The 18,188-nt window shown below is 69.9% G+C and carries 21 protein-coding genes; 11 read left to right on the top strand and 10 right to left on the bottom strand.

What is annotated here, in order from left to right; genetic code table 11:
- Positions 1 to 80 precede the first annotated feature (80 nt).
- Together INQ48_05365 and dkgB are read left to right on the top strand one after the other, a co-directional pair.
- The gene (locus tag INQ48_05365; GenBank protein ID QRF58677.1) at positions 81 to 1,283 is read left to right on the top strand and encodes an MFS transporter; all 1,203 of its coding nucleotides are present in this window, start codon (positions 81 to 83) and stop codon (positions 1,281 to 1,283) included.
- 126 nt (positions 1,284 to 1,409) lie between these two features.
- Positions 1,410 to 2,234 carry a 2,5-didehydrogluconate reductase DkgB gene (dkgB, locus tag INQ48_05360; GenBank protein ID QRF58676.1) on the top strand — a complete coding sequence of 275 codons (825 nt, stop codon included), beginning with the start codon at positions 1,410 to 1,412 and terminating at the stop codon, positions 2,232 to 2,234.
- A gap of 96 nt (positions 2,235 to 2,330) precedes the next feature.
- Here dkgB and INQ48_05355 read toward each other — a convergent pair whose 3' ends face one another.
- On the bottom strand, positions 2,331 to 2,711 hold the full coding sequence (locus INQ48_05355) for a helicase SNF2 (protein QRF58675.1): 381 nt from the start codon (positions 2,709 to 2,711) through the stop codon (positions 2,331 to 2,333).
- 18 nt (positions 2,712 to 2,729) lie between these two features.
- Here INQ48_05355 and INQ48_05350 point away from each other — a divergent pair, with 18 nt between their 5' ends.
- On the top strand, positions 2,730 to 3,707 hold the full coding sequence (locus tag INQ48_05350; protein ID QRF58674.1) for a cell envelope integrity protein TolA: 978 nt from the start codon (positions 2,730 to 2,732) through the stop codon (positions 3,705 to 3,707).
- 66 nt (positions 3,708 to 3,773) lie between these two features.
- Positions 3,774 to 4,178, top strand: coding sequence for a RidA family protein (locus INQ48_05345; protein QRF58673.1), 405 nt, complete (start codon positions 3,774 to 3,776; stop codon positions 4,176 to 4,178).
- Here the strand turns inward: INQ48_05345 and INQ48_05340 are convergent.
- The 3 genes from INQ48_05340 to INQ48_05330 form a co-directional block, all read right to left on the bottom strand.
- Positions 4,173 to 5,174: a phosphotransferase gene (locus INQ48_05340; protein ID QRF58672.1), complete on the bottom strand. Its 1,002-nt coding sequence runs from the start codon at positions 5,172 to 5,174 to the stop codon at positions 4,173 to 4,175. The two genes, INQ48_05345 and INQ48_05340, sit on opposite strands and share 6 nt — an antisense overlap.
- 63 nt (positions 5,175 to 5,237) lie before the next feature.
- Complete coding sequence (locus INQ48_05335) at positions 5,238 to 5,591, bottom strand: hypothetical protein (protein QRF58671.1); 354 nt, start codon at positions 5,589 to 5,591, stop codon at positions 5,238 to 5,240.
- A gap of 38 nt (positions 5,592 to 5,629) precedes the next feature.
- Positions 5,630 to 6,856 (bottom strand): YbfB/YjiJ family MFS transporter, encoded by a 1,227-nt coding sequence (locus INQ48_05330; GenBank protein ID QRF58670.1) that lies wholly within the window; start codon positions 6,854 to 6,856, stop codon positions 5,630 to 5,632.
- A 100-nt stretch (positions 6,857 to 6,956) separates the two neighbouring features.
- On the opposite strand from INQ48_05330, the gene INQ48_05325 reads away from it, so the two are divergent.
- From INQ48_05325 to INQ48_05315, 3 genes are all read left to right on the top strand, one after another.
- Complete coding sequence (locus INQ48_05325; protein ID QRF58669.1) at positions 6,957 to 7,916, top strand: LysR family transcriptional regulator; 960 nt, start codon at positions 6,957 to 6,959, stop codon at positions 7,914 to 7,916.
- A gap of 126 nt (positions 7,917 to 8,042) precedes the next feature.
- On the top strand, positions 8,043 to 8,804 hold the full coding sequence (locus INQ48_05320; GenBank protein ID QRF58668.1) for an SDR family oxidoreductase: 762 nt from the start codon (positions 8,043 to 8,045) through the stop codon (positions 8,802 to 8,804).
- 11 nt (positions 8,805 to 8,815) lie between these two features.
- The gene (locus INQ48_05315; GenBank protein QRF58667.1) at positions 8,816 to 9,058 is read left to right on the top strand and encodes a 4-oxalocrotonate tautomerase family protein; all 243 of its coding nucleotides are present in this window, start codon (positions 8,816 to 8,818) and stop codon (positions 9,056 to 9,058) included.
- Positions 9,059 to 9,168: 110 nt separating this feature from the next.
- Here INQ48_05315 and INQ48_05310 read toward each other — a convergent pair whose 3' ends face one another.
- Positions 9,169 to 9,429 (bottom strand): hypothetical protein, encoded by a 261-nt coding sequence (locus tag INQ48_05310; protein QRF58666.1) that lies wholly within the window; start codon positions 9,427 to 9,429, stop codon positions 9,169 to 9,171.
- Positions 9,430 to 9,765: 336 nt separating this feature from the next.
- Between INQ48_05310 and INQ48_05305 the strand changes: the two genes are divergently transcribed.
- Positions 9,766 to 11,250 carry a hypothetical protein gene (locus INQ48_05305; GenBank protein QRF58665.1) on the top strand — a complete coding sequence of 495 codons (1,485 nt, stop codon included), beginning with the start codon at positions 9,766 to 9,768 and terminating at the stop codon, positions 11,248 to 11,250.
- On the opposite strand, the gene INQ48_05300 is transcribed toward INQ48_05305, so the two are convergent.
- The 5 genes from INQ48_05300 to INQ48_05280 are packed head-to-tail and all read right to left on the bottom strand — an operon-like array spanning position 11,247 to position 15,934.
- On the bottom strand, positions 11,247 to 11,741 hold the full coding sequence (locus INQ48_05300; GenBank protein QRF58664.1) for a nucleoside deaminase: 495 nt from the start codon (positions 11,739 to 11,741) through the stop codon (positions 11,247 to 11,249). The genes INQ48_05305 and INQ48_05300 overlap by 4 nt on opposite strands.
- 5 nt (positions 11,742 to 11,746) lie before the next feature.
- Entirely contained in the window at positions 11,747 to 13,018 is a 1,272-nt protein-coding gene (locus tag INQ48_05295; GenBank protein QRF58663.1) for a cyanate transporter, read from the bottom strand.
- Positions 13,015 to 14,217: an amidohydrolase family protein gene (locus INQ48_05290; GenBank protein ID QRF58662.1), complete on the bottom strand. Its 1,203-nt coding sequence runs from the start codon at positions 14,215 to 14,217 to the stop codon at positions 13,015 to 13,017. The genes INQ48_05295 and INQ48_05290 overlap by 4 nt, the downstream gene beginning before the upstream one ends.
- Before the next feature lie 32 nt (positions 14,218 to 14,249).
- Positions 14,250 to 15,725 carry a sodium:solute symporter gene (locus tag INQ48_05285; protein ID QRF58661.1) on the bottom strand — a complete coding sequence of 492 codons (1,476 nt, stop codon included), beginning with the start codon at positions 15,723 to 15,725 and terminating at the stop codon, positions 14,250 to 14,252.
- On the bottom strand, positions 15,722 to 15,934 hold the full coding sequence (locus INQ48_05280; protein ID QRF58660.1) for a DUF3311 domain-containing protein: 213 nt from the start codon (positions 15,932 to 15,934) through the stop codon (positions 15,722 to 15,724). Before INQ48_05280 ends, INQ48_05285 begins: the two co-directional genes overlap by 4 nt.
- Before the next feature lie 166 nt (positions 15,935 to 16,100).
- On the opposite strand from INQ48_05280, the gene INQ48_05275 reads away from it, so the two are divergent.
- The 3 genes from INQ48_05275 (at position 16,101) to INQ48_05265 (ending at position 18,186) form a co-directional block, all read left to right on the top strand.
- Positions 16,101 to 16,865: a GntR family transcriptional regulator gene (locus INQ48_05275; GenBank protein QRF58659.1), complete on the top strand. Its 765-nt coding sequence runs from the start codon at positions 16,101 to 16,103 to the stop codon at positions 16,863 to 16,865.
- A 63-nt stretch (positions 16,866 to 16,928) separates the two neighbouring features.
- Positions 16,929 to 17,870, top strand: a complete 942-nt coding sequence (locus tag INQ48_05270; protein QRF58658.1) for a DMT family transporter — start codon at positions 16,929 to 16,931, stop codon at positions 17,868 to 17,870.
- Positions 17,871 to 17,874: 4 nt separating this feature from the next.
- Positions 17,875 to 18,186 carry a DUF1272 domain-containing protein gene (locus INQ48_05265; protein ID QRF58657.1) on the top strand — a complete coding sequence of 104 codons (312 nt, stop codon included), beginning with the start codon at positions 17,875 to 17,877 and terminating at the stop codon, positions 18,184 to 18,186.
- Positions 18,187 to 18,188: the final 2 nt, after the last annotated feature.

Genomic DNA, 18,188 nt, shown 5'->3' with positions numbered 1-18,188 from the left:
ACAACTATCTTCTGCCGATAACCTACTTAATCAGCAAAGGTGATTCCGAGACACTTCTCCCATCCCAGAAGGAGTGCCCCATGCCCATCGCCCTACTAGCGCTAACCCTCAGCGCCTTCGCCATCGGAACCACAGAGTTCGTCATCGTTGGCCTCATCCCCACGGTCGCCGCCGATCTAGGCATCGGCCTTCCCTCCGCCGGCCTGCTGGTCAGCCTCTATGCACTGGGCGTGGCCATCGGCGCGCCGGTGCTCACCGCGCTCACGGGCAAGCTGCCGCGCAAGGCGCTGCTGCTGGGCCTGATGGCGCTGTTCACGGTCGGCAACCTGCTGGCCTGGAAGGCGCCGAGCTACGAAACGCTGGTGGCCGCGCGCATCCTCACGGGGCTGGCGCACGGGGTGTTCTTCTCGATCGGCTCGACCATCGCCACCGGCCTGGTGCCCAAGGAAAAGGCGGCCAGCGCAATCGCGATCATGTTCACGGGCCTCACGGTGGCGCTGGTCACGGGCGTGCCGCTGGGCACCTTCATCGGGCAGCACTTCGGCTGGCGTGAAACCTTCCTCGCGGTGTCGGCGCTCGGCGTGATCGCCTTCGTGGGCAGCTGGATCTTCGTGCCCAGCGACATCCGCCACACGGCGCCGGCCTCGCTGGCGCAGCAGGCCAAGGTGCTGGCCGAGCCGCGCCTGCTGCTCGTGTATGCCAAGACGGCCATCGGCTACGGCGGCTCGTTCATTCCCTTCACCTTTCTCGCGCCGATCCTCACCGACGTGGCCGGCTTCAGCGCGGGCGCGGTGGGCTGGGTGATGCTGGTCTACGGCGTGTCGGTGGCGGTGGGCAACATCTGGGGCGGCAAGCTGGCCGACCGGCTGGGCCCGATCCCGGCGCTGAAGATCATCTTCGCGCTGCTGGCCGCGGTGCTGCTGCTGTTCAACTTCGCGGCGCCGCACAAGTGGTTTGCCGTGGTGGCGGTGCTGCTGTGGGGCGCGGTGGCCTTCGGCAACGTGCCGGGCCTGCAGGTCTACGTGGTGAAGCAGGCCGAACGCTTCACGCCGCAGGCGGTCGACGTGGCCTCGGGCCTGAACATCGCGGCCTTCAACCTCGGCATTGCCGGCGCGGCCTGGGCCGGCGGCCTGATCGTCACGCACCTCGGCCTGATGCACACGCCCTGGATCGGCGCGCTGGTGGTGCTGGTGTCGCTGGCGCTCACGCAGTGGAGCGGCGTGCTCGACCGCCGCAGCGGCATCCCGGTGCGCGCCTCGGGGCCGGTGCCGGTCGGACACTGAGGCGCGTCGCGCGCCTGCGCCGCGCGACGAGGGCGCGGCGTGTTCTCCCTTCTTTCGCCTTCATCCATCCACTCATTCACCGGTCGATCGATTCGACCCACGTACTTCTCAACCAAGGACCCCACCATGAGCAACGACAACACCCCCTCCCCCATCCCCGCCTTCGGCCTCGGCACCTTCCGCCTCAAGGGCCAGGTGGTCATCGACTCGGTGAAGACCGGCCTCGAGCTCGGCTACCGCACCATCGACACGGCCCAGATCTACGGCAACGAAGCCGAGGTGGGCCAGGCCATCGCCGAAAGCGGCGTGGCGCGCGGCGAGCTGTTCGTCACCACCAAGATCTGGACCGACAACTACGCCAAGGACAAGCTGGTGCCCAGCCTCAAGGACAGCCTCGCGAAGCTGCGCACCGACCACGTCGACCTGACGCTGATCCACTGGCCCTCGCCCGGCAACGCGGTGCCGGTGGCCGAGTTCATGGGCGCGCTGGCCGAGGCCAAGGCGCAGGGGCTCACCCAGCGCATCGGCGTGTCGAACTTCAACGTCGCGCTGATGAAGGAAGCGATCGCGGCCGTGGGCGCGGCGCAGATCGCGACCAACCAGGTCGAGCTGCACCCCTACCTGCAGAACCGCAAGCTGGCCGAGTTCGCGAAGAGCCAGGGCATCCACATCACCTCGTACATGACGCTGGCCTACGGCAAGGTCATCCACGATCCCGCGATCGAGGCGATTGCCAAGGCGCATGGCGCGACCACGGCGCAGGTGGTGCTGGCCTGGGCGATGCAGCTGGGCTATGCGGTGATTCCGTCGTCGACGAAGCGCGTGAACCTCGAGGGCAATCTGAAGGCGCGGCAGCTTCGGCTCAGCGACGCGGAGATGGCGCAGATCGCGGCGCTCGACCGTGGGGAGCGGCTGACGGATCCGGCAGGGCTGTCGCCGGCGTGGGATTGAGGGAACAAGAAGAAAGGGAAAGCGCGGCGGGCCGCACCCTGGAGGCCGGCCCGCACGCTGGAGCTGCTGCGCCCGAGGCGCGGCATGCTGCCCGCATCAAGAACCTTCGCTGACGCCACGCGCGGCCGTCGCACGCGCTTCGGCACGCACGGCCTGGCGGTCGACGTTGCCGGCCACGACGCGGGCCACGCCATCGCCGCTCACGTCGCCATAGAGGTTGCCGGCGCGCGCTGCGGCCACGGCCTGCGAGCGGGCGTCCGAACGCGCGACCTGGCTCTGGAACACCGGCGGCACGCCGGCCTGGGCGGCTTCGCTGTACGGGTCTTCGCTGTGAGCGGCAACCACGGCCTGGGCACGCACATCGGCGCGGCTCGCGGTCGAATGGAACTGCAGCACGCCCTGGTATTGCTCGGCGCTGGCGCCGAGCGAGAACACGGAGGCGAGGACGGCGACGGAGAGGAGGACGGAAGACTTCATGATGGACTTTCTGGAAGGTTGAAGAAGAAGAAGAAGAAGGAGACGGACAGTCGTCAGTGGCTGGAGAGAGGGTTGTTGCTGCTGACGGAAGTGATTGTTTTCGGGGCATGGGCCTCGCGAACGCGATTGCGTATGCCTGTGTATCCGTGGGGGCGAACGCTCACAGTAAATTGCATCGCCGGGCCGAGGCGCCGCGGCCCTGCCACCTGGCTTGGGCAGAATGCGGCACGCGCCGGCGCCCCATGCGCCCCGGGCCAGAACCACTACAACACCATGCACCCTGAGGGAGTCTCCAGCCGCCAGCGCGGCGCGATGGCATCGGCCCTGCTGTTGGCCGCCGGCCTGCTCGTCGGCTGCGCGGCGCCCCCCGCGAGCCCACCGACACCCGCCCCGTGTCCGCCCATGCCGGCGGCCGCGCCATGGGGCACGCAGACAGCCGCCATGCTGTGTCCCCTGATCCAGTTTCCGCCGGGGAGCACGATGCCCACCCGCTCGGCCGACTTCACCGTCACGCTCTCCCCGCAGGGCACCGCGCTCGATGTGTCCATGTTCGCTTCCAGCGGCAGCCAGGACTGGGATCGCGCGGCCGCGGTGGCGCTGCGATTGCTGCAGCCCTACCCCGGGCTCGACGGCCGGGTTCCTGCCCAGGCGCTGGTGTTCGTGTCGCCGTGGCGGATCAACGCGATAGCAACCCCCAGGAACTCGCACGGCGAGCGGCAGCGTGACCGGCAAGACTTCGCCAGCCGGCTGCGCGCAACCATCGCGGCCCGCCTGGCCGATGTGGACGTGCGCGCCATTCCCGGCAACCCCGCGGCCGAGTTCGAATTGACCCTTGCCGCCGACGGCTCCGTCACCGCGGTGCAGTTGGCCAAGAGCAGCGGTATCCGCTCCTGGGACGAGATCGCCCTGGGCGCGCTTCAGCGCATCGACAAGCTGCCGCTGGACGGCAACGAGAAGACATTGCCGAAATTGACGGTCACGCTGCGCCCCAGATAAAGACAGCGACGAGAGACCGGCCCACGGGCCCCCTTGCCGCTTCGACCCTTTCCTCCACGCCCCTCCATGACGGAACGACAACTCATCATCCCCGCCTCGATGCAGCGCCTGGCCGAACGCGCCGGCTACGCGCCCGCCGTCAAGGTCGGCGCCACGGTCTACTGCGCGGGCCAGGTCGGCCGCACGCCCGAGCTCGAGGTCATCGCCGACCCCGAGGCGCAGTTCGTCGCGGCCTGGGACAACCTGCGCACGGTGCTGGCCGAAGCCGGCTGCGGCTTCGAGGACGTGGTCGAGATGACCACCTACCACGTCGACATGGCGACGCACATGCCGGTGTTCCGCGCGGTGAAGGACCGCACCTTTCCGCGCGGCCAGTGCGCCTGGACCTGCATAGGCGTGCACTCGCTCGCGCACGCGGGGCTGCTGGTGGAGATCAAGTGCATCGCGGTGGCGCGCGACGGCCGGTCATAGCGGCAGCTCGAGCGTTTGCCATGCGCGCAGCATGGCGGTCTGCTTGTGCAGGTAGTCGGTCGGTATCGACTGCGATCCCCAGTCGGGAATGCGCGCCGCATATTCGCCCAGCAGCCAGAGCTGCCGCACGGCAATGAAACGCGGGATCGCGGCGAGGTCGATATCGGCGAACGGCCGCACTTCGCGATAGGCGCCGATGAAGGCCAGCCATTGGGACCTGGCCTTCTCGCTCATCACTCCATCGGGCATGCGCGGATACAGGCTCCACGGATACACCGCGAGTTCGTAGGCCAGGTAGCCGGGGCCCGCTTCGTCGAAGTCGAAGAACAGCGCCCGGCGCTGCCCCTTCGCATCGGCCGCGATGAAGTTGTTGTAGCCATGCGTGTCGCCATGGCACAGCACGCGCGAGAGTTCTCCGAAGGCCAGGATGTCGTCGGCGAGGCGACGGCCTATCTCCTCGTACTGCGGGCGCAGCTCGGCCGTCATGGTCGATCCGCGCAACAGGGCGTCGAGCGGACGGTGCAACAGGTGATCGAGATCGAGGGTGTAGGCGCTGGGCGGACCGCCGTAGCTTTCGCCCGCGGCATGCAAGGCGGCCAGCCCATGCGCGAGCAGCGCGATGTGCTCGACGCTGTCGCCGGTGGCTTCGCCTTCGAGGTGCTCGAAGAGCATCAGCGCGCGCGGTCCTTCGGGCAGTTGCATGCGGATCGCCGCCTCGCCATTGGCCGCGGGCAGGCAGCGCGCGACAGCGCAACCGGCATCGGCCCAGTGCGCGAGCGCGGCCGCCTCGAAGGCGATATTGGGCCCGCCACGAAAGCGCTCGGGACTCAGCCGCGCCACCACGCGCCGGCCATCGGCGAAGTCCAGGCGGTAGCTCTGGTTGAAGCGTCCAATCAGGAATTCGCTCGCGACGACTTGGCCCAGGTCGTAGAAGGCCTGCACGAGCCTCGCAATGCTGGCGGCGGTCGGCGTCGATTGCGCGATATCGATCTGCATGGAGCCCCCGAAAGAAAGGGGCGCGATTATGCGGCGACGAACCTGCGGGGAAGCTGAAGGCCCTCAGCCCTGGCCGCCGGCATCGCCCACGGGCTTCACCGCCGCATCGGCCTCGAGGCAAGCCGCCTTCAACGCCTCGGCCACCGCATCGGGCGCATCGCGCAGCTCGACGATGTCGCGCTCGCCCACGCAATGGCCTTCGAGCCGGATGTAGATGCGCTTGAAGTCGCCACCCAGTGCCTTGGCCACGTCGCGCAGGCAGTCGGGCAGCGTGGCGAAACCGCTGTCGCGGTAGGAGCTCGGCGGGATCACGCCCTTGGAGCGCGGCGCGCGCACCGAGTAGCCGTAGGCAGTGCCCTGCCCCTTCAGCTCGACCACGGGCTGAAGGGTGCGCTCGACTTCCAGGGCTCGCTTCATCGCCCCAGTGTAAGAGCGATGCACCGCGAGAAACCAGCTCAGGCGGCGGGGTGCAGCCTCCGCGCGACGATGTCGGTGACGAGCGCCAGCACGATCGCCACGCCACCCACGGCAAACAGCAGGGCGTAGCCGCCGCCCGCATGCGCGAGCAGCCACGACATTCCGTAGGCGCCACTGGCCTGCAGTACCGCGAAGCCGGTGGTGGCGCGGCTCCATGCAGGCTTCTGCATCGCGGGGTGATGCGCGAGCAGCTCCTGCGCCCGGCCCAGCACCAGCGGCACGATGCCCGGCGTGAAGGCGCCGACCACGGCGCTTGACACGATCAGCCCGCCATGGCCGATGAGGCCGAACGCGGGCAAGGCGAGCGCAGCAGCCTGCAGCACGAAGGCAATGCGCAACGCGGTGGCGAAACCGACGCGGTCGGCGAGCCAGCCGCCGAGCACCGGCCCCACGAGCGCGCCGAGGCCGAACACCACCCAGTACTGCGCGCCGACCGCGAGGCCCTGCCCGAGGCCGCGCGCGACGAAGTCGACCAGAAAGATCATGTGCGGCACGAGACCCACGGCATTGAGCGAATAGGAGACGGTGAGCGCGCGCAGCGCGCCGGTGGCCGGCTTGCGCGCGGCGGCGGTGTGCGCGGTGGCCACGGATGCCGGTGCGGCGGCGGGCCAGCCGTTCCATGCGAGCGCGGTGAGCAGCAAGGCCAGCAGCGCGAGGCCGAGCCAGGTCGCGCCGAGCCCCTGGCGCAGCAGCAGCGGCACCAGCGTGCCCGAGGCTGCGATGCCCAGGCCGATGCCCGCGAACACCAGGCCGCTCGCCAGGCCGCGCTGGCGCGGCGGAATGTGCGCGAGCACAGTGGGCGCGGCCAGCACCATGAGCGCGCCGCCCGAGATGCCCGAGACGATGCGCCAGCCGAAGAACCAGGCGAAGTCCAGCGGCCAGGCGCAGGCCGCGAGCGAGGCGACGGTGGCGAGCATCATCGCGCGCAGCACGCCGCGCACCGGCCAGCGCGCCGACATCGGGCCGCCGAGCAGCGCGCCCGCGAGGTAGCCCACGAGGTTGGCGGCACCGAGGTAGGTGGCGGCCGAGGCGTCGAACCAATGCGCGTCGATGATGGCGGGCAGCAGCGGCGTGTAGGCGAAGCGTGCGAGGCCCAGGCCCACGAGCGTGGCGCAGAAGCCCGCGAGGATGGCGGGCCAGTTGGAGGCGGTGCGCGGTTGCGATGCGGTGGCAGTGCGCGCGCCTGCACTGCGGGGGGTGGCCATGATGTGCTCCGGCGAATCGATGGATTCGATGCTACGGATTGCCGGTGCGCGAATGAATCCCTATCCTCGGGCATTCAGTATTTCGCGAAGAGGAAGAATCATGGATCGCATCGACGCCATGAAGGTGTTCGTGGCGGCGCTCGCCGAAGGCAGCCTCGCCGGTGCCGGCCGCAAGCTCGGCAAGTCGCCGGCCGCCGTGAGCCGCGCGATCGCCTTCCTCGAGGCCCATGTGGGCGCCGAGTTGCTGCACCGCACGACGCGCTCGATCCGGCTCAGCGATGCGGGCGAGCGCTATGCGGTGGCCTGCCGGCGCATCCTCACCGACCTCGAGGAAGCGGACATCGCGGCGGCCGGCGAACGCTCGGCGCCGCGCGGCCGGCTCACGGTGACGGCCGCGGTCGCGGTGGGCGAGGCGCTGCTGCGGCCGATCCTCGATGCCTTCATGAACGCGCACCCCACGGTGTCGGTGCGGCTGCACCTGCTGGACCGCCCGGCCAACCTGATCGACGAGGGCATCGACGTGGCGCTGCGCATCGCGCACCTGGCCGACTCGACGCTAGTGGCGCTGCCGGTGGGCGAGGTGCGCCGCGTCACGACGGCCTCGCCGCGCTATCTCGCGAAGCATCCGCGCATCGCGGTGCCGGCCGACCTCGCCGAGCACCAGGTGGTGGCGATGACGCACTTCGGCATCGACTCGTGGAGCTTCCCGCCCGCGGATGGCGCCAGCGGTCCCGGCACCCTGCCGCGCACGGTGCAGTTCGCGCCGCGCTTCGTGGTCAACAGCCTGCGCGCGGCGGTGGCCTCGGCGGCCGAGGGGCGCGGCGTGCTGCGTTCCTTCTCGTACCACGTGGCCGACGGGCGGCTGCGCATCATCCTCGCGCAGGACGAGCCGCCGCCGCTGCCGGTGCACCTGGTGGTGCCGCACGGCCGGCTGTCGGTGCCGAAGGTGCGGGCCTTCGTCGACTTCGCGCTGCCCAAGCTGCGCGCGGGTTTCGCGGACTGGTGCAAGGCCTGCGAGCCCAAGGCCGAGGCCAGGCGCGCCAAGCGTCGCGCCGGCTGATTCGCTCGAACGGCGGAAGAGTGATTGCCGAATCGCGGCCATTCTCTCTTCGATCGAGCGACTCCACACTTCCTTCCACGACGCCACCGCATCTTGCGGGGCGCAAACACCGGAAGGACATTCACCATGAGCACCCCTGATTTTCAAGGCGGCAAGGCCCGCACCGCCGTCGTCACCGGCGCCAGCAGCGGCATCGGCTTCGCGATCGCGCGCCGCCTGCTGGCCGAAGGCTGGAACGTGGTCGGCAATGCGCGCAGCGACGCGCGGCTGGTCGAGGCCGCGCGCCAGTTCGGCGCCGGCGACCGCTTCGCCGGCGTGGCCGGCGACATCGCCGATCCGCGCATCGCCGCCGCGCTGGTCGAGCATGCGGTCACGCGCTTCGGCGGTGTGGACGCGCTGGTCAACAACGCGGGCATCTTCCTGGCCAAGCCCTTCGTGGACTTCACGCCCGCGGAGGTCGAGCAGCAGATCGCCACCAACGTGAAGGGCACGATCTACGCCTCGCAGGCCGCGGCGCGCCACATGACCGGCCGCGGCGCGGGCGCGATCGTCAACATCACGGCCTCGGTGGCGCTGCAGCCGCGCAGCAACGTGCCGGCCTTCATGGCGGTGCTGCTCAAGGGTGGATTGAACGCGGCCACGCGCGCACTGGCGCTCGAGCTCGCGCCGCATGGTGTGCGCGTGAACGCGGTGGCGCCCGGGATCATCGACAGCCCGATGCATGCGCCAGAAACGCATGGCTTCCTCAAGACCCTGCAGCCGGCCGGCCGCCTGGGCACGGTCGACGAGATCGCCGATGCGGTGCTCTACCTGGTGAACGCGGGGTTCACGAGCGGCGCGGTGCTGCCGGTGGATGGCGCGGGCAGCGCGGGCAACTACATCGTTTGAGGGAGAACGCCATGCCCTACGTCAACGTACGCATCACGCGCGACGGCGTCACGCGCGCACAGAAGGCCACCGTGATCGCGGAGATCACCGACACGCTGCAGCGCGTGCTCGGCAAGGACCCGCACCTGACCCATATCGTGATCGACGAGATCGACACCGACGACTGGGGGTACGCGGGCGAGACGACGACGGTCGTGCGCGCGCGGGAGGCGGCGCAGGCGAAGGAAGCTGCGGGGCAGGTGCGTCAGGCCTGAGCCGGGCGCGCTTGAAAAAACAACCGTTCACGCTGAGCTTGTCGAAGCGCCGCGCGAGGCCTCGACAGGCTCAGCCCGAACGGTCGTGTTCCGGCTGACCTGTCCGGCGATCAACCCGCGTTCTTCAGCGACTGCTTGGCCTTGTCGGCCGAAGCCTTCGAGCGGTTCTTGTGATAGCCCGACTTCACGTTGTTCACGGCCTTGCCGACCGGGCCGCTCTTCTTCGCCTTGCTGTCGGCCTGCTTCTCATCGATCTTGTGCTGGGCCGCATCGGTCGCCTCGGAGGCGGCCTTGCCGATCTGCGCGTTGGCGGTGCCGGCGGCGAGCAGGGTCAGCGAGGTGGCGAGTGCGAGCAGGGTCTTGTTGATCATGGGAAGGGTCCTCCAAAGGTTGTTGATGAGCCGATGGTGATGCCTTCGGCGTGCGCGGCCTGTCGGCGGCGACCGCGCATCGCTGGGCGGGCTGCCCTACAGCCTCGCCCCCTTCCCGGACCGAGCCCGCGCACGACGGCGGCATGGATGGCGTGTTGCCTGGAACGGCGCGCGAACCCACCGGCTCGATCCACGGCTGTGCAATGCATCCCTCCCGAAGTGATACTCGTCGAGGAATCAATCGCCACCTTGTTGCGTTGGAGCTTCGCACTTCGGGTCTGAGCGCGGCGGCCGGAAAGTACCGACTGGCTTGAATTCCCATGCGAATGCGGCGCGATGGTGCGTCGTTCGCGGGCACAAATTTTGCGCAACCTGATTGCAGTTTCTGCACACATCAACATCAGGGAGCTTTTTCACATGACCCACGAAAGCGAAGCCGATCCGGATCAAACGCATGCACGGGGAACGCGCCGCCGTTCCCTCCTGAAGGCCGGCCTGGCCCTTCCCCTCGGCACCAGCGCGCTGCTGGCCGCATGCGGCGGCGGAGGCAGCAGCAGCGGCGGCTTTTCGCCGACGCCGGCGCCGGTGGCCGTGGCACCACCACCCTCGCCCGCGGTGGTGCCGACGCCGCCCGTCGATCCGCCACCGCCGAGGCCGGTCGAAAAGGCGGTGAAGAACGTGCGCGTTCTCAACCTGCAGACGCCCTCCACATCGCCACTCCCCGACCAGCGACTGGAGGGCGAAGCCATCGAGACCTACACGCGGCGCGCGCTGCAGGCCAAGTTCGACCTGCTGCGCGATGCGCTGGCACAGGGCCTCCCAAAGAAGAGCGCGCCCACCGACCTCTGCTTCTTTGTGGTGCCCGAGTTTTTCTGGAATGTGAACTGGGATGCGGTGAGGAACGAGGAGGAGATCAAGGCGTTCTCGGCCACCTGCGTGATCGAGGTTCAGAAGCACGTGCGCGCGCTGATCGCCTTGTTCCCGCAGGACCAGTACGGCAAGCTGGCGCTGCTGCCCGGCACTTCGCAGGTTCTGATGAAGCAACTGGTCGAGCCTCCCGCGGCGCCGGCCCCGCAAGGCGGTCCGGTGAAAGACGAGGACCTCCCGCCCTACGAAGCGCTCAACTACGTGCTGGTGATCGACAACTTCAGCAAGGCCAATCCCGACGGCAGCCGGCCGATCGCGATGTGGCCCAAGCGCAATGTGTCATGGATCGACTTCGACACGGACGGGGGCACGCAACTCCTGAAGGACGGCCGGGCCTACTGGAAGGTGCGGCTGGGTCACCTCGATATCCTGGTGCTGATGGAGTCGACCACCACCGCCGCCTACTACGCGGACGGCAAGCAGTACAAGGGCTTCGACAACGACCCGCTGGGCGGCGTGCCCTTCGGCGTGGACGTGTGCCTCGACTACATGGCGTCGTACACCGAGAAGCAATACCTGCGGATGTCGCAGATCGAGGACACCAACTACATCATCGACTTCCTGCTCGCCGCCGGCATGACGGCCGATCCCGACAGTCACAAGTACCTGCCTTCGGTGCAGTACATCGTGCGAAACGACGGCCACTACCTGGGTGCCTGCGAGATCTTCCAGCTCTCGGCGCCGGAAAGCACCGAAGGCATCGCCAAACGGCCGGGCAACGCGCTCGTCGCGCAGACCGCGGTGGCGAATCTGGCGCCGAACACCATCCTCTTCGACGCCTACTTCGATGTCCATCCGCTGGGGCAGTATCCCGAGATACCCGCCGTTCCGGACATCCCGGACCTTCCCACCGAGCCGCTGCCCTCGCCGTTCGCGCCGACGGCTTCGGCCTAAGCCGCGCGCCGCGTGGCCGCCCACTCGGCCAGGATCCGCACCGCCTCGCCGTCCATCCGCTGCTCGGCCGGCAGGCTGCGCTGCGCGAGCGTCGCGCCCGACTCGATGCGCAGCGCCTCCACGTCGATCGGATGGCGCGCGGCCACGGTCACGCCGTCGAAGGCCTCGCCCGACTGCGCGAGCGAGGCCGCGTAGTAGAGCTGCGCGATGCCCGCGATGTGCATCGCCGCCACGCACATGGCGCAGGGCTCGCACGAGGTGTAGAGCTCGCAGCCCGACAGGTCGACGCTGCCGAGCTTGCGGCAGGCGTCGCGGATGGCCTCGACCTCGCCGTGCGAGGTGGGGTCGTGGTGCGCGACCGAATGATTGAAGCCCTCGCCGACGATGGCGCCGTCCTTCACGACCACGGCGCCGAAGGGCTCGGTGCCGGGTTCGTGCAGCGCCTGCGCGGACAAGGCGAGCGCGCGTTGCATGAAGCGTTCCTGGTACATGGTGTTCAGACCTTTCGAGTGGCTGCGCCCTCGGGCGCGAGGGAGGAGGATGGCATGGCGCGCGGCGCGAACAGCTCCGCGGTGGCCGCACCATAGCGGCGCGGATCGAAGCGCAGCATCAGCGGCAGCAGCACGAGCACCACGGCACCGAGGTAGGCCCAGGCGAGCGCGAAGCCGCCCGTGTGCTCGCGCACCCAGCCGGTGACGAAGGGCGCGAGCGCCGCGATCATGAAGCCCAGGCCCTGCATGAAGCCCGCGAGCGCGCCGGCCTGCGCGGGATCGGGCAGGTGGTCGAGCGCGAGCACCATGCACAGCGAGAACGCGCCGCCGAGGCCGAAGCCCAGCACGAGCGCGATGGCCGGGGCCGGCACGGGCGCATGCAGCGCGAGCGCGCAGAAGCCCGCGAGCTGCGCGGCCAGCGTGAGCGCGAGCCAGGGCCGCAGGTCGCGCCCGCGGCTGCGCGCGATGGCGGGCATGGCGAGCGCGCCCACCACCTGCGCCAGCGTCATCAGCGCGAGCACCGATCCGCCCTGCTGCGCGCTCCAGCCCTGCTGGGCATAGAAGTGCGGCAGCCAGGCCACGAGACTGGTGTAGCCGCCGTTGACGAGGCCGAAGCAGATCGCCAGCAGCCACGCACGCGGGCTCGCGAAGCAGCGCAGCCACGAGGGGCCGCGGCGCGGCGCCTCGGCCGTGAATTCCATGCGCCGCATGTTGAGCCAGTACAGCAGCGCGAAGACCGCGGGCAGCGCCCAGATCGCGAGGCCCGCATGCCAGTCGGGATGCGCGCCGCCGAGCGCCTGCGCGACCCAGGGGCTGGCGATCGCGCCGAAGCCGCCGCCGCCCATGATCGCGGCCGAATAGAGCCCGGTCATCACGCCGATGCGCGCCGGATAGGCCTGCTTGACCACGCCCGGCATCAGCGCCTGCACGAGCCCGACACCCGCGCCCGCGAGTGCCGCGCTGGCGAGCAGCGGCGCCGCGCCGTTCGCGCCGTAGCGGCTCGCGCAGGCCAGCGCGATGGCCGCGAGACCCAGCGCGACGCCGGCGCGCGCGCCGATGCGCTGCCCCACGGCCGCGCCGCACAGCGAGGTGGCACCCATCGCGAACATCGGCAGCACCGTGAGCAGCGCCACGGCATGGAAGCCGATGCCGGTGTCGAGGCGAATGGCCCCGAGCAGCGGGCTGCTCGAGGTGAGGAAGGCGCGCAGGTTCAGCGCCACCAGCACGATCACGGCCGCGAAGGCGGTGCCGGCATCGCGGCGGACCTCCGCCTTCACAAGGCGGCCACGTCGTCCCGCAGCACGCCGTCACGCGCCACGATGCGGCCGCCGGCCACCACGAGCCGGCGCACGGGGCGCTCCACCACGGCATGCGCCACGGTCTGCGCATCGACCAGCACCAGGTCGGCGCGGTCGCCGACGCCCAGGCCATAGGCCTCGAAGCCGCAGCCGCGCGCACCCGAATGCGTGACGGTGTCGAGCGCGACCTCGATCTCGTCGTCGCGGCGCAGGTTGTAGCGCAGGCCGATGATCATCGCGCGCTCGAGCATGTCGGGCCGGCCATAGGGCGACCAGGTGTCGCGGATGCCGTCGTTGCCGCCGAGCACGGTCACGCCGGCCTGGCGGCAGGCCAGCAGCGGCGGCACGTTGCGCGAGGGCGGCGCGCTGGTGATCAGCACCACGCCGAGCTTCGCCATGCGCGCGAGCAGCGCATCGCGTTCGCGCTCGCTCACGTCGCCGAGGCAGAAGCCATGGCTGATCGCCACCCGGCCCTGCATGCCCAGCGCCTCGGTGCGTTGCAGGATCAGGTCGAGCGAGAAGGCGCCCATGGCGCCGGGCTCGTGCAGGTGGATGTCGATAGCGCGCTGGTGCCGGTGGGCGATGTCGAACAGCACATCGAGCGACTTCACGGGATCGCCGTCGATGGCGCAGGGGTCGAGCCCGCCGAGCACGTCGGCGCCCGCGGCCAGCGACCGGTCGAGCAACTCGGCCGTGCCGGGCCGCGCGAGCAGGCCCGACTGCGGGAAGGCGACGACCTGGATCTGCTGCAGATCGCGCAGGGTCTCGCGCGTGCGCAGCGTGCCTTCGAGGTGGCGCAGGCCGGCCTGCGTGTCGACGTCGACATGGGTGCGCAGCCGCGTGGTGCCGAGCGCGAGGAAGGCCTTGGCCAGCACCAGCGACTGCGCGGCCGCGTCGTGGCCGCTGGCATGGCGGAAGGCGCGCTCGTTCTCGATCTTGTCGGTGAGGTTCGTGCCGACCTCGTTGCGGTACCAGTCCAGGCCCCACATCGTCTTGTCGAGGTGGGTGTGGCCCTCGACGAGGCCGGGCAGCAGCAGCGCGCCGCGGCCGTCCTCGACGGCGGCACCGGCGGGCGCGGCGAGCGCGGCGCCGAGCTCGGCGATGCGGCCGTCCTGCACCCGCACGTCGACCGGCGCGGCACCCAGCGGGCGAACGTTGCGGATCAGGAGCGATGGCATGGGGATTCCTTTGTTCTTTGTCGCATGAAGCATCAGGCGGGCTGCGCCGCGGCCGCGCGTGGCGCCGGACCCGGCGTGACCAGCGCCACGATCACGAACACCAGCGCGTTGGTCGCGAGCGCCACCAGCCCGGTGTTGAGCGACTTGAAAGCCAGAGGCGCCGTGGGAAACAGCGTAGCGAGGTTCGCGCCGGTGGTCATCAGGAAGCCGAGCACCGCGCCGCCCGCGACGATGCCCGCGAAGGCCGCGTGCTTGTTGCCGAAGGGCTTCTTCATGAGGCTGAACAGCAGCGAGGGCAGCAGCTGCGTGAGCAGGCTGGAGGCGAAGATCGCCACCGCCACGATGGTGGTGCCGCCGCGCAGCACGAAGTAAACCGCCACCAGCGCGAACAGCGGCAGCACACCGCGCGCCACGCGCGACACCTGGCGGTCGGTGGCATGCGGCGCGAAGCCTTCCTTGTAGACGTTCTTGCCGATCACGGTGGAGGCCGTGAGCAGGATCATCGAGCCCGGCACCAGCGCCGTGAGCACGCCGGTGCCGCCGATCACGCCGACGAACCAGGGATCGAAGCTGTGCTTGACGAGGCCGAACAGGGCCAGGTCGACGTCGGAGCCCTTGAGCCCCGGCACCTGCAGGATGGCCGCGAAGCCGACCAGGAACAGGAAGGCGATCACCACCTGGTACAGCGGCATCAGGATGGTGTTGCGGCGCACCGCGCTCGCGCTGCGCGCAGCGTACACCGAGGTGAGGTTGAACGGGTAGAGGTAGTAGCCCAGCGCCGTCAGCAGGATGGTCGAGTTGTACCAGGTGAGGTTGAGGCCTTCCTTCGGGAATTCGAAGAAGCCCGGGTTGGCCGCGTGGATGGCGGTGAACATCGGCGCCACGCCGCCGTAGTAGCGCCACGGCAGGTAGAGGCCGAGGAACACGGCGAGCGCGAGGATGAGCACGTCCTTCACGATGGCGATGCTGGCCGAGCCGTGGATGCCCGAGAACAGGATGTAGCTGACCATCACCAGCGTGCCGATCCAGATCGCCACCGGCGGCGCGATGGAGCCGTACGAGGCCTCCGAGACGATGATGCCGAGTCCGCGCAACTGGATGGTCAGCAGCGCGACCATGCCGCCGAGCGCCACCACCGACACCAGCACGCCGAGCGGGCGGCTGTCGTACTTGTGGGCGAAGAAGTCGGAGAACGACACCAGCTTGTGCGCGCTGGCGTAGCGCCACACGGCCGGCAGCATCCAGAAGGCCATGAGGTAGGCCAGCCCGCCATAGGCCAGGATGTAGAAGGCCGGCGAGCCCTTGCTGTACGACCAGCCGCTGGCGCCCAGGAAGGTGAAGGTGGAGAAGGATTCGCCCGCCATCAGCAGGAACACCATGATCGCGCCGAGCCCGCGCCCGCCGAGCGCCCATTGCTCCAGGCTCATGGTGCGGCCGCGCCGCGCCAGCACCGCGAGGGCCAGCGCACCGACCACGAACAGCGCGATCACGCCGAGCGCGGCGTTCATCGCGCGTCCCCCTGCGTTGCCGGCGCGTCGAGATCGCCCTCGGCGCGGTCGATGACCACCATGATCAGCGAGGTCAGCACCAGCCAGAGCACGTTCCACACCATCAGGAAGGGCATGCCGAGCACGAAGGTGGGCGCGACGGAGGACAGCCAGCCCCCGCTGAAGAAGGCGGCGACCGGCAGCGCGGCCAGCCATTTGGCGGATTTCATGTGTGTCTCCGTTGTCGTGTGTGGTTGTGGATATCCGGATTTTTGGTCAACCATATCATTTTATTTTGGTTAACCAAATTTCCGCGAATGGTACGAAGCGGACCGGGCCGCGTCAATCCGGGGGCTTTCCCCGGGGTGGCGCGACGCAGGCAAAATCCGCCTGCCTATGCCCGCCACCCGCAAGCCTTCCGCGCCCGCACCCTCCCCCGAGCCCACCGACGCCGATGGCGCCAACGTGGATGAACGCGTCTATGCCGCCGTCTCCAAGGCGCTGCTCAGCGGCAAGCTGCGGCCCGGCACGCCGCTGCGCGAGCGCGCGCTGGCCGAGGCGCTGGGCTGCACGCGCGGCGCGGTACGCAAGGTGCTGGCGCGGCTGGGTTCCGAGAAGCGGCTGGTGCTCGAGCACAACCGCGGTGCCTTCGTGCCCAACCCCTCGATCGAGGACATGCGCGGCACCTACCGCGCGCGCCGCATCGTCGAGGCCGGGCTCGTGAGCACGCTGTTCGGCCAGCTCTCGCGCGAGCAGGTGGCCACCCTGCGCAAGCACGTGCAGGCCGAGCAGAAGGCGTTCAAGGAAGGGCGGCGCGAAGACGCGGTGCGCCTGGCGGGCGACTTCCACCTGCTGCTGGCGCAGATGGCGGGCAGCGAGGAACTGCTGTCCTACATCGGCCGGCTGATCGCGAACACCGAGCTCTACAAGGCGCTCTACGACTCGGCCGAGGCCGCGAGCTGCGCGCCGCGCGAACACGAACAGATCATCGATGCGCTGACCGCCGGCAAGTCGCTCGACAAGGCGCTGGCCGTGGCGCTCGAGCACCTCGACGAGCTCGAACGGCGCGTGATCGAGGGCGCGGCGGCCGAGCAGGAGACCGACCTCGCGACGCTGCTCAATGGCGGTGCGGACGACCCGCACCACGGGCACGGCCACTGAGACGGGCACGTTTCGGCCGCGGCCGAAGTGTCCGCGCGCGGCCTTCGCGATGATCGGCGCGCCATGCCGACCACCACCACCCTCGCCGCGTCAGCCAAACCCCGGGCCCCCGCCCTCGAATGGGCGCTGCTCGCGCTGCTCGCCACCTGCTGGGGCGCTTCCTACACCTTCATCAAGATCGGCGTCGCGACCCTTCCGCCGGTCACGCTGATCGCGGCGCGCACGCTGGTCGCGGGCGTGCTGCTGCTGGCCGTGCTGCGGCTGCGCGGCCTGCGGCTGCCGCGCGACGCGGCCAGCTGGCGCCGCTTCGCGCTGCAGGCCGGCCTCAACAGCGTGCTGCCCTTCACCTTGATCGCCTGGGCCGAACGCAGCGTCGACGCCGGCCTCGCGACCATCCTCAACTCGACCTCGCCGATCTTCATCTTCCTGCTGAGCCTGGGCCTGGCCGGCGCCGAGCGGCCCACGCTGCGGCGGCTGTTCGGCGTGGCGGCCGGGCTGGCCGGCATCTGCCTGATCGTCGGCGTGGAGGCGCTCGGCGGCCTCGGCCAGTCGCTCTGGTCCCAGCTCGCGCTGGTCGCGGCCGCGGTCTGCTACGGCTGCGCCGCGATGTTCGGCCGCGTGTTCAAGGGCCTGGACCCGATGCTGCCGGCCGCAGGCTCGCTCGTGAGCGGCGCCGCGCTGCTGCTGCCCGCGAGCCTGCTGATCGACCGCCCCTGGACCCTCGCGCCCTCGGCCGCGTCATTGGCCGCCGTGCTCGCGCTCGCCGTGGTCTCGACCGCGCTGGCCTTCACGATCTACTTCCGGCTGATCCGCACCCTGGGCCCGATGTCGACCGCCGCCCAGGCCTACCTGCGCGTGCCGATCGGCGTGGCCATCGGCGTGCTGTTCCTCGGCGAGCGGCTCGCGCCCACCGCGTGGGCCGGGCTTGCGTGCATCATGGCCGGCGTGATCGCGATGACGCTGCCCGCGCGCGGCACCATCCCCCTGCCATTTCTCCGGAGATGAACCCATGCTCGAACTCAGGCCCAACTGCGAGTACTGCGACAAGGACCTGCCGCCGAACGCGACCGATGCGCGCATCTGCAGCTACGAATGCACCTACTGTGCCGACTGCGCGCAGAACGTGCTGCACGACGTCTGTCCCAACTGCGGCGGCGGCTTCGCGCCGCGGCCGATCCGGCCGGCGACCGAAAGGCGGCCCGGGGTGTTCCTGGGCAAGCAGCCGGCGGCGGTGCAGCGCAAGCATTTGAAGTGGGAGCGCGGAGCGGAACTGGAGGCCTTCATCGAGAAGGTGCGGCAGGTGCCGCCGGCGCAGCGCTAGGG

It is taken from the genome of Variovorax paradoxus (genome assembly GCA_016806145.1).
Taxonomy (GTDB): Bacteria; Pseudomonadota; Gammaproteobacteria; order Burkholderiales; family Burkholderiaceae_C; genus Variovorax.
The sequence above is the reverse complement of the archived record's forward strand: the minus strand, read 5'-3'. Positions and strand labels throughout refer to the sequence as shown.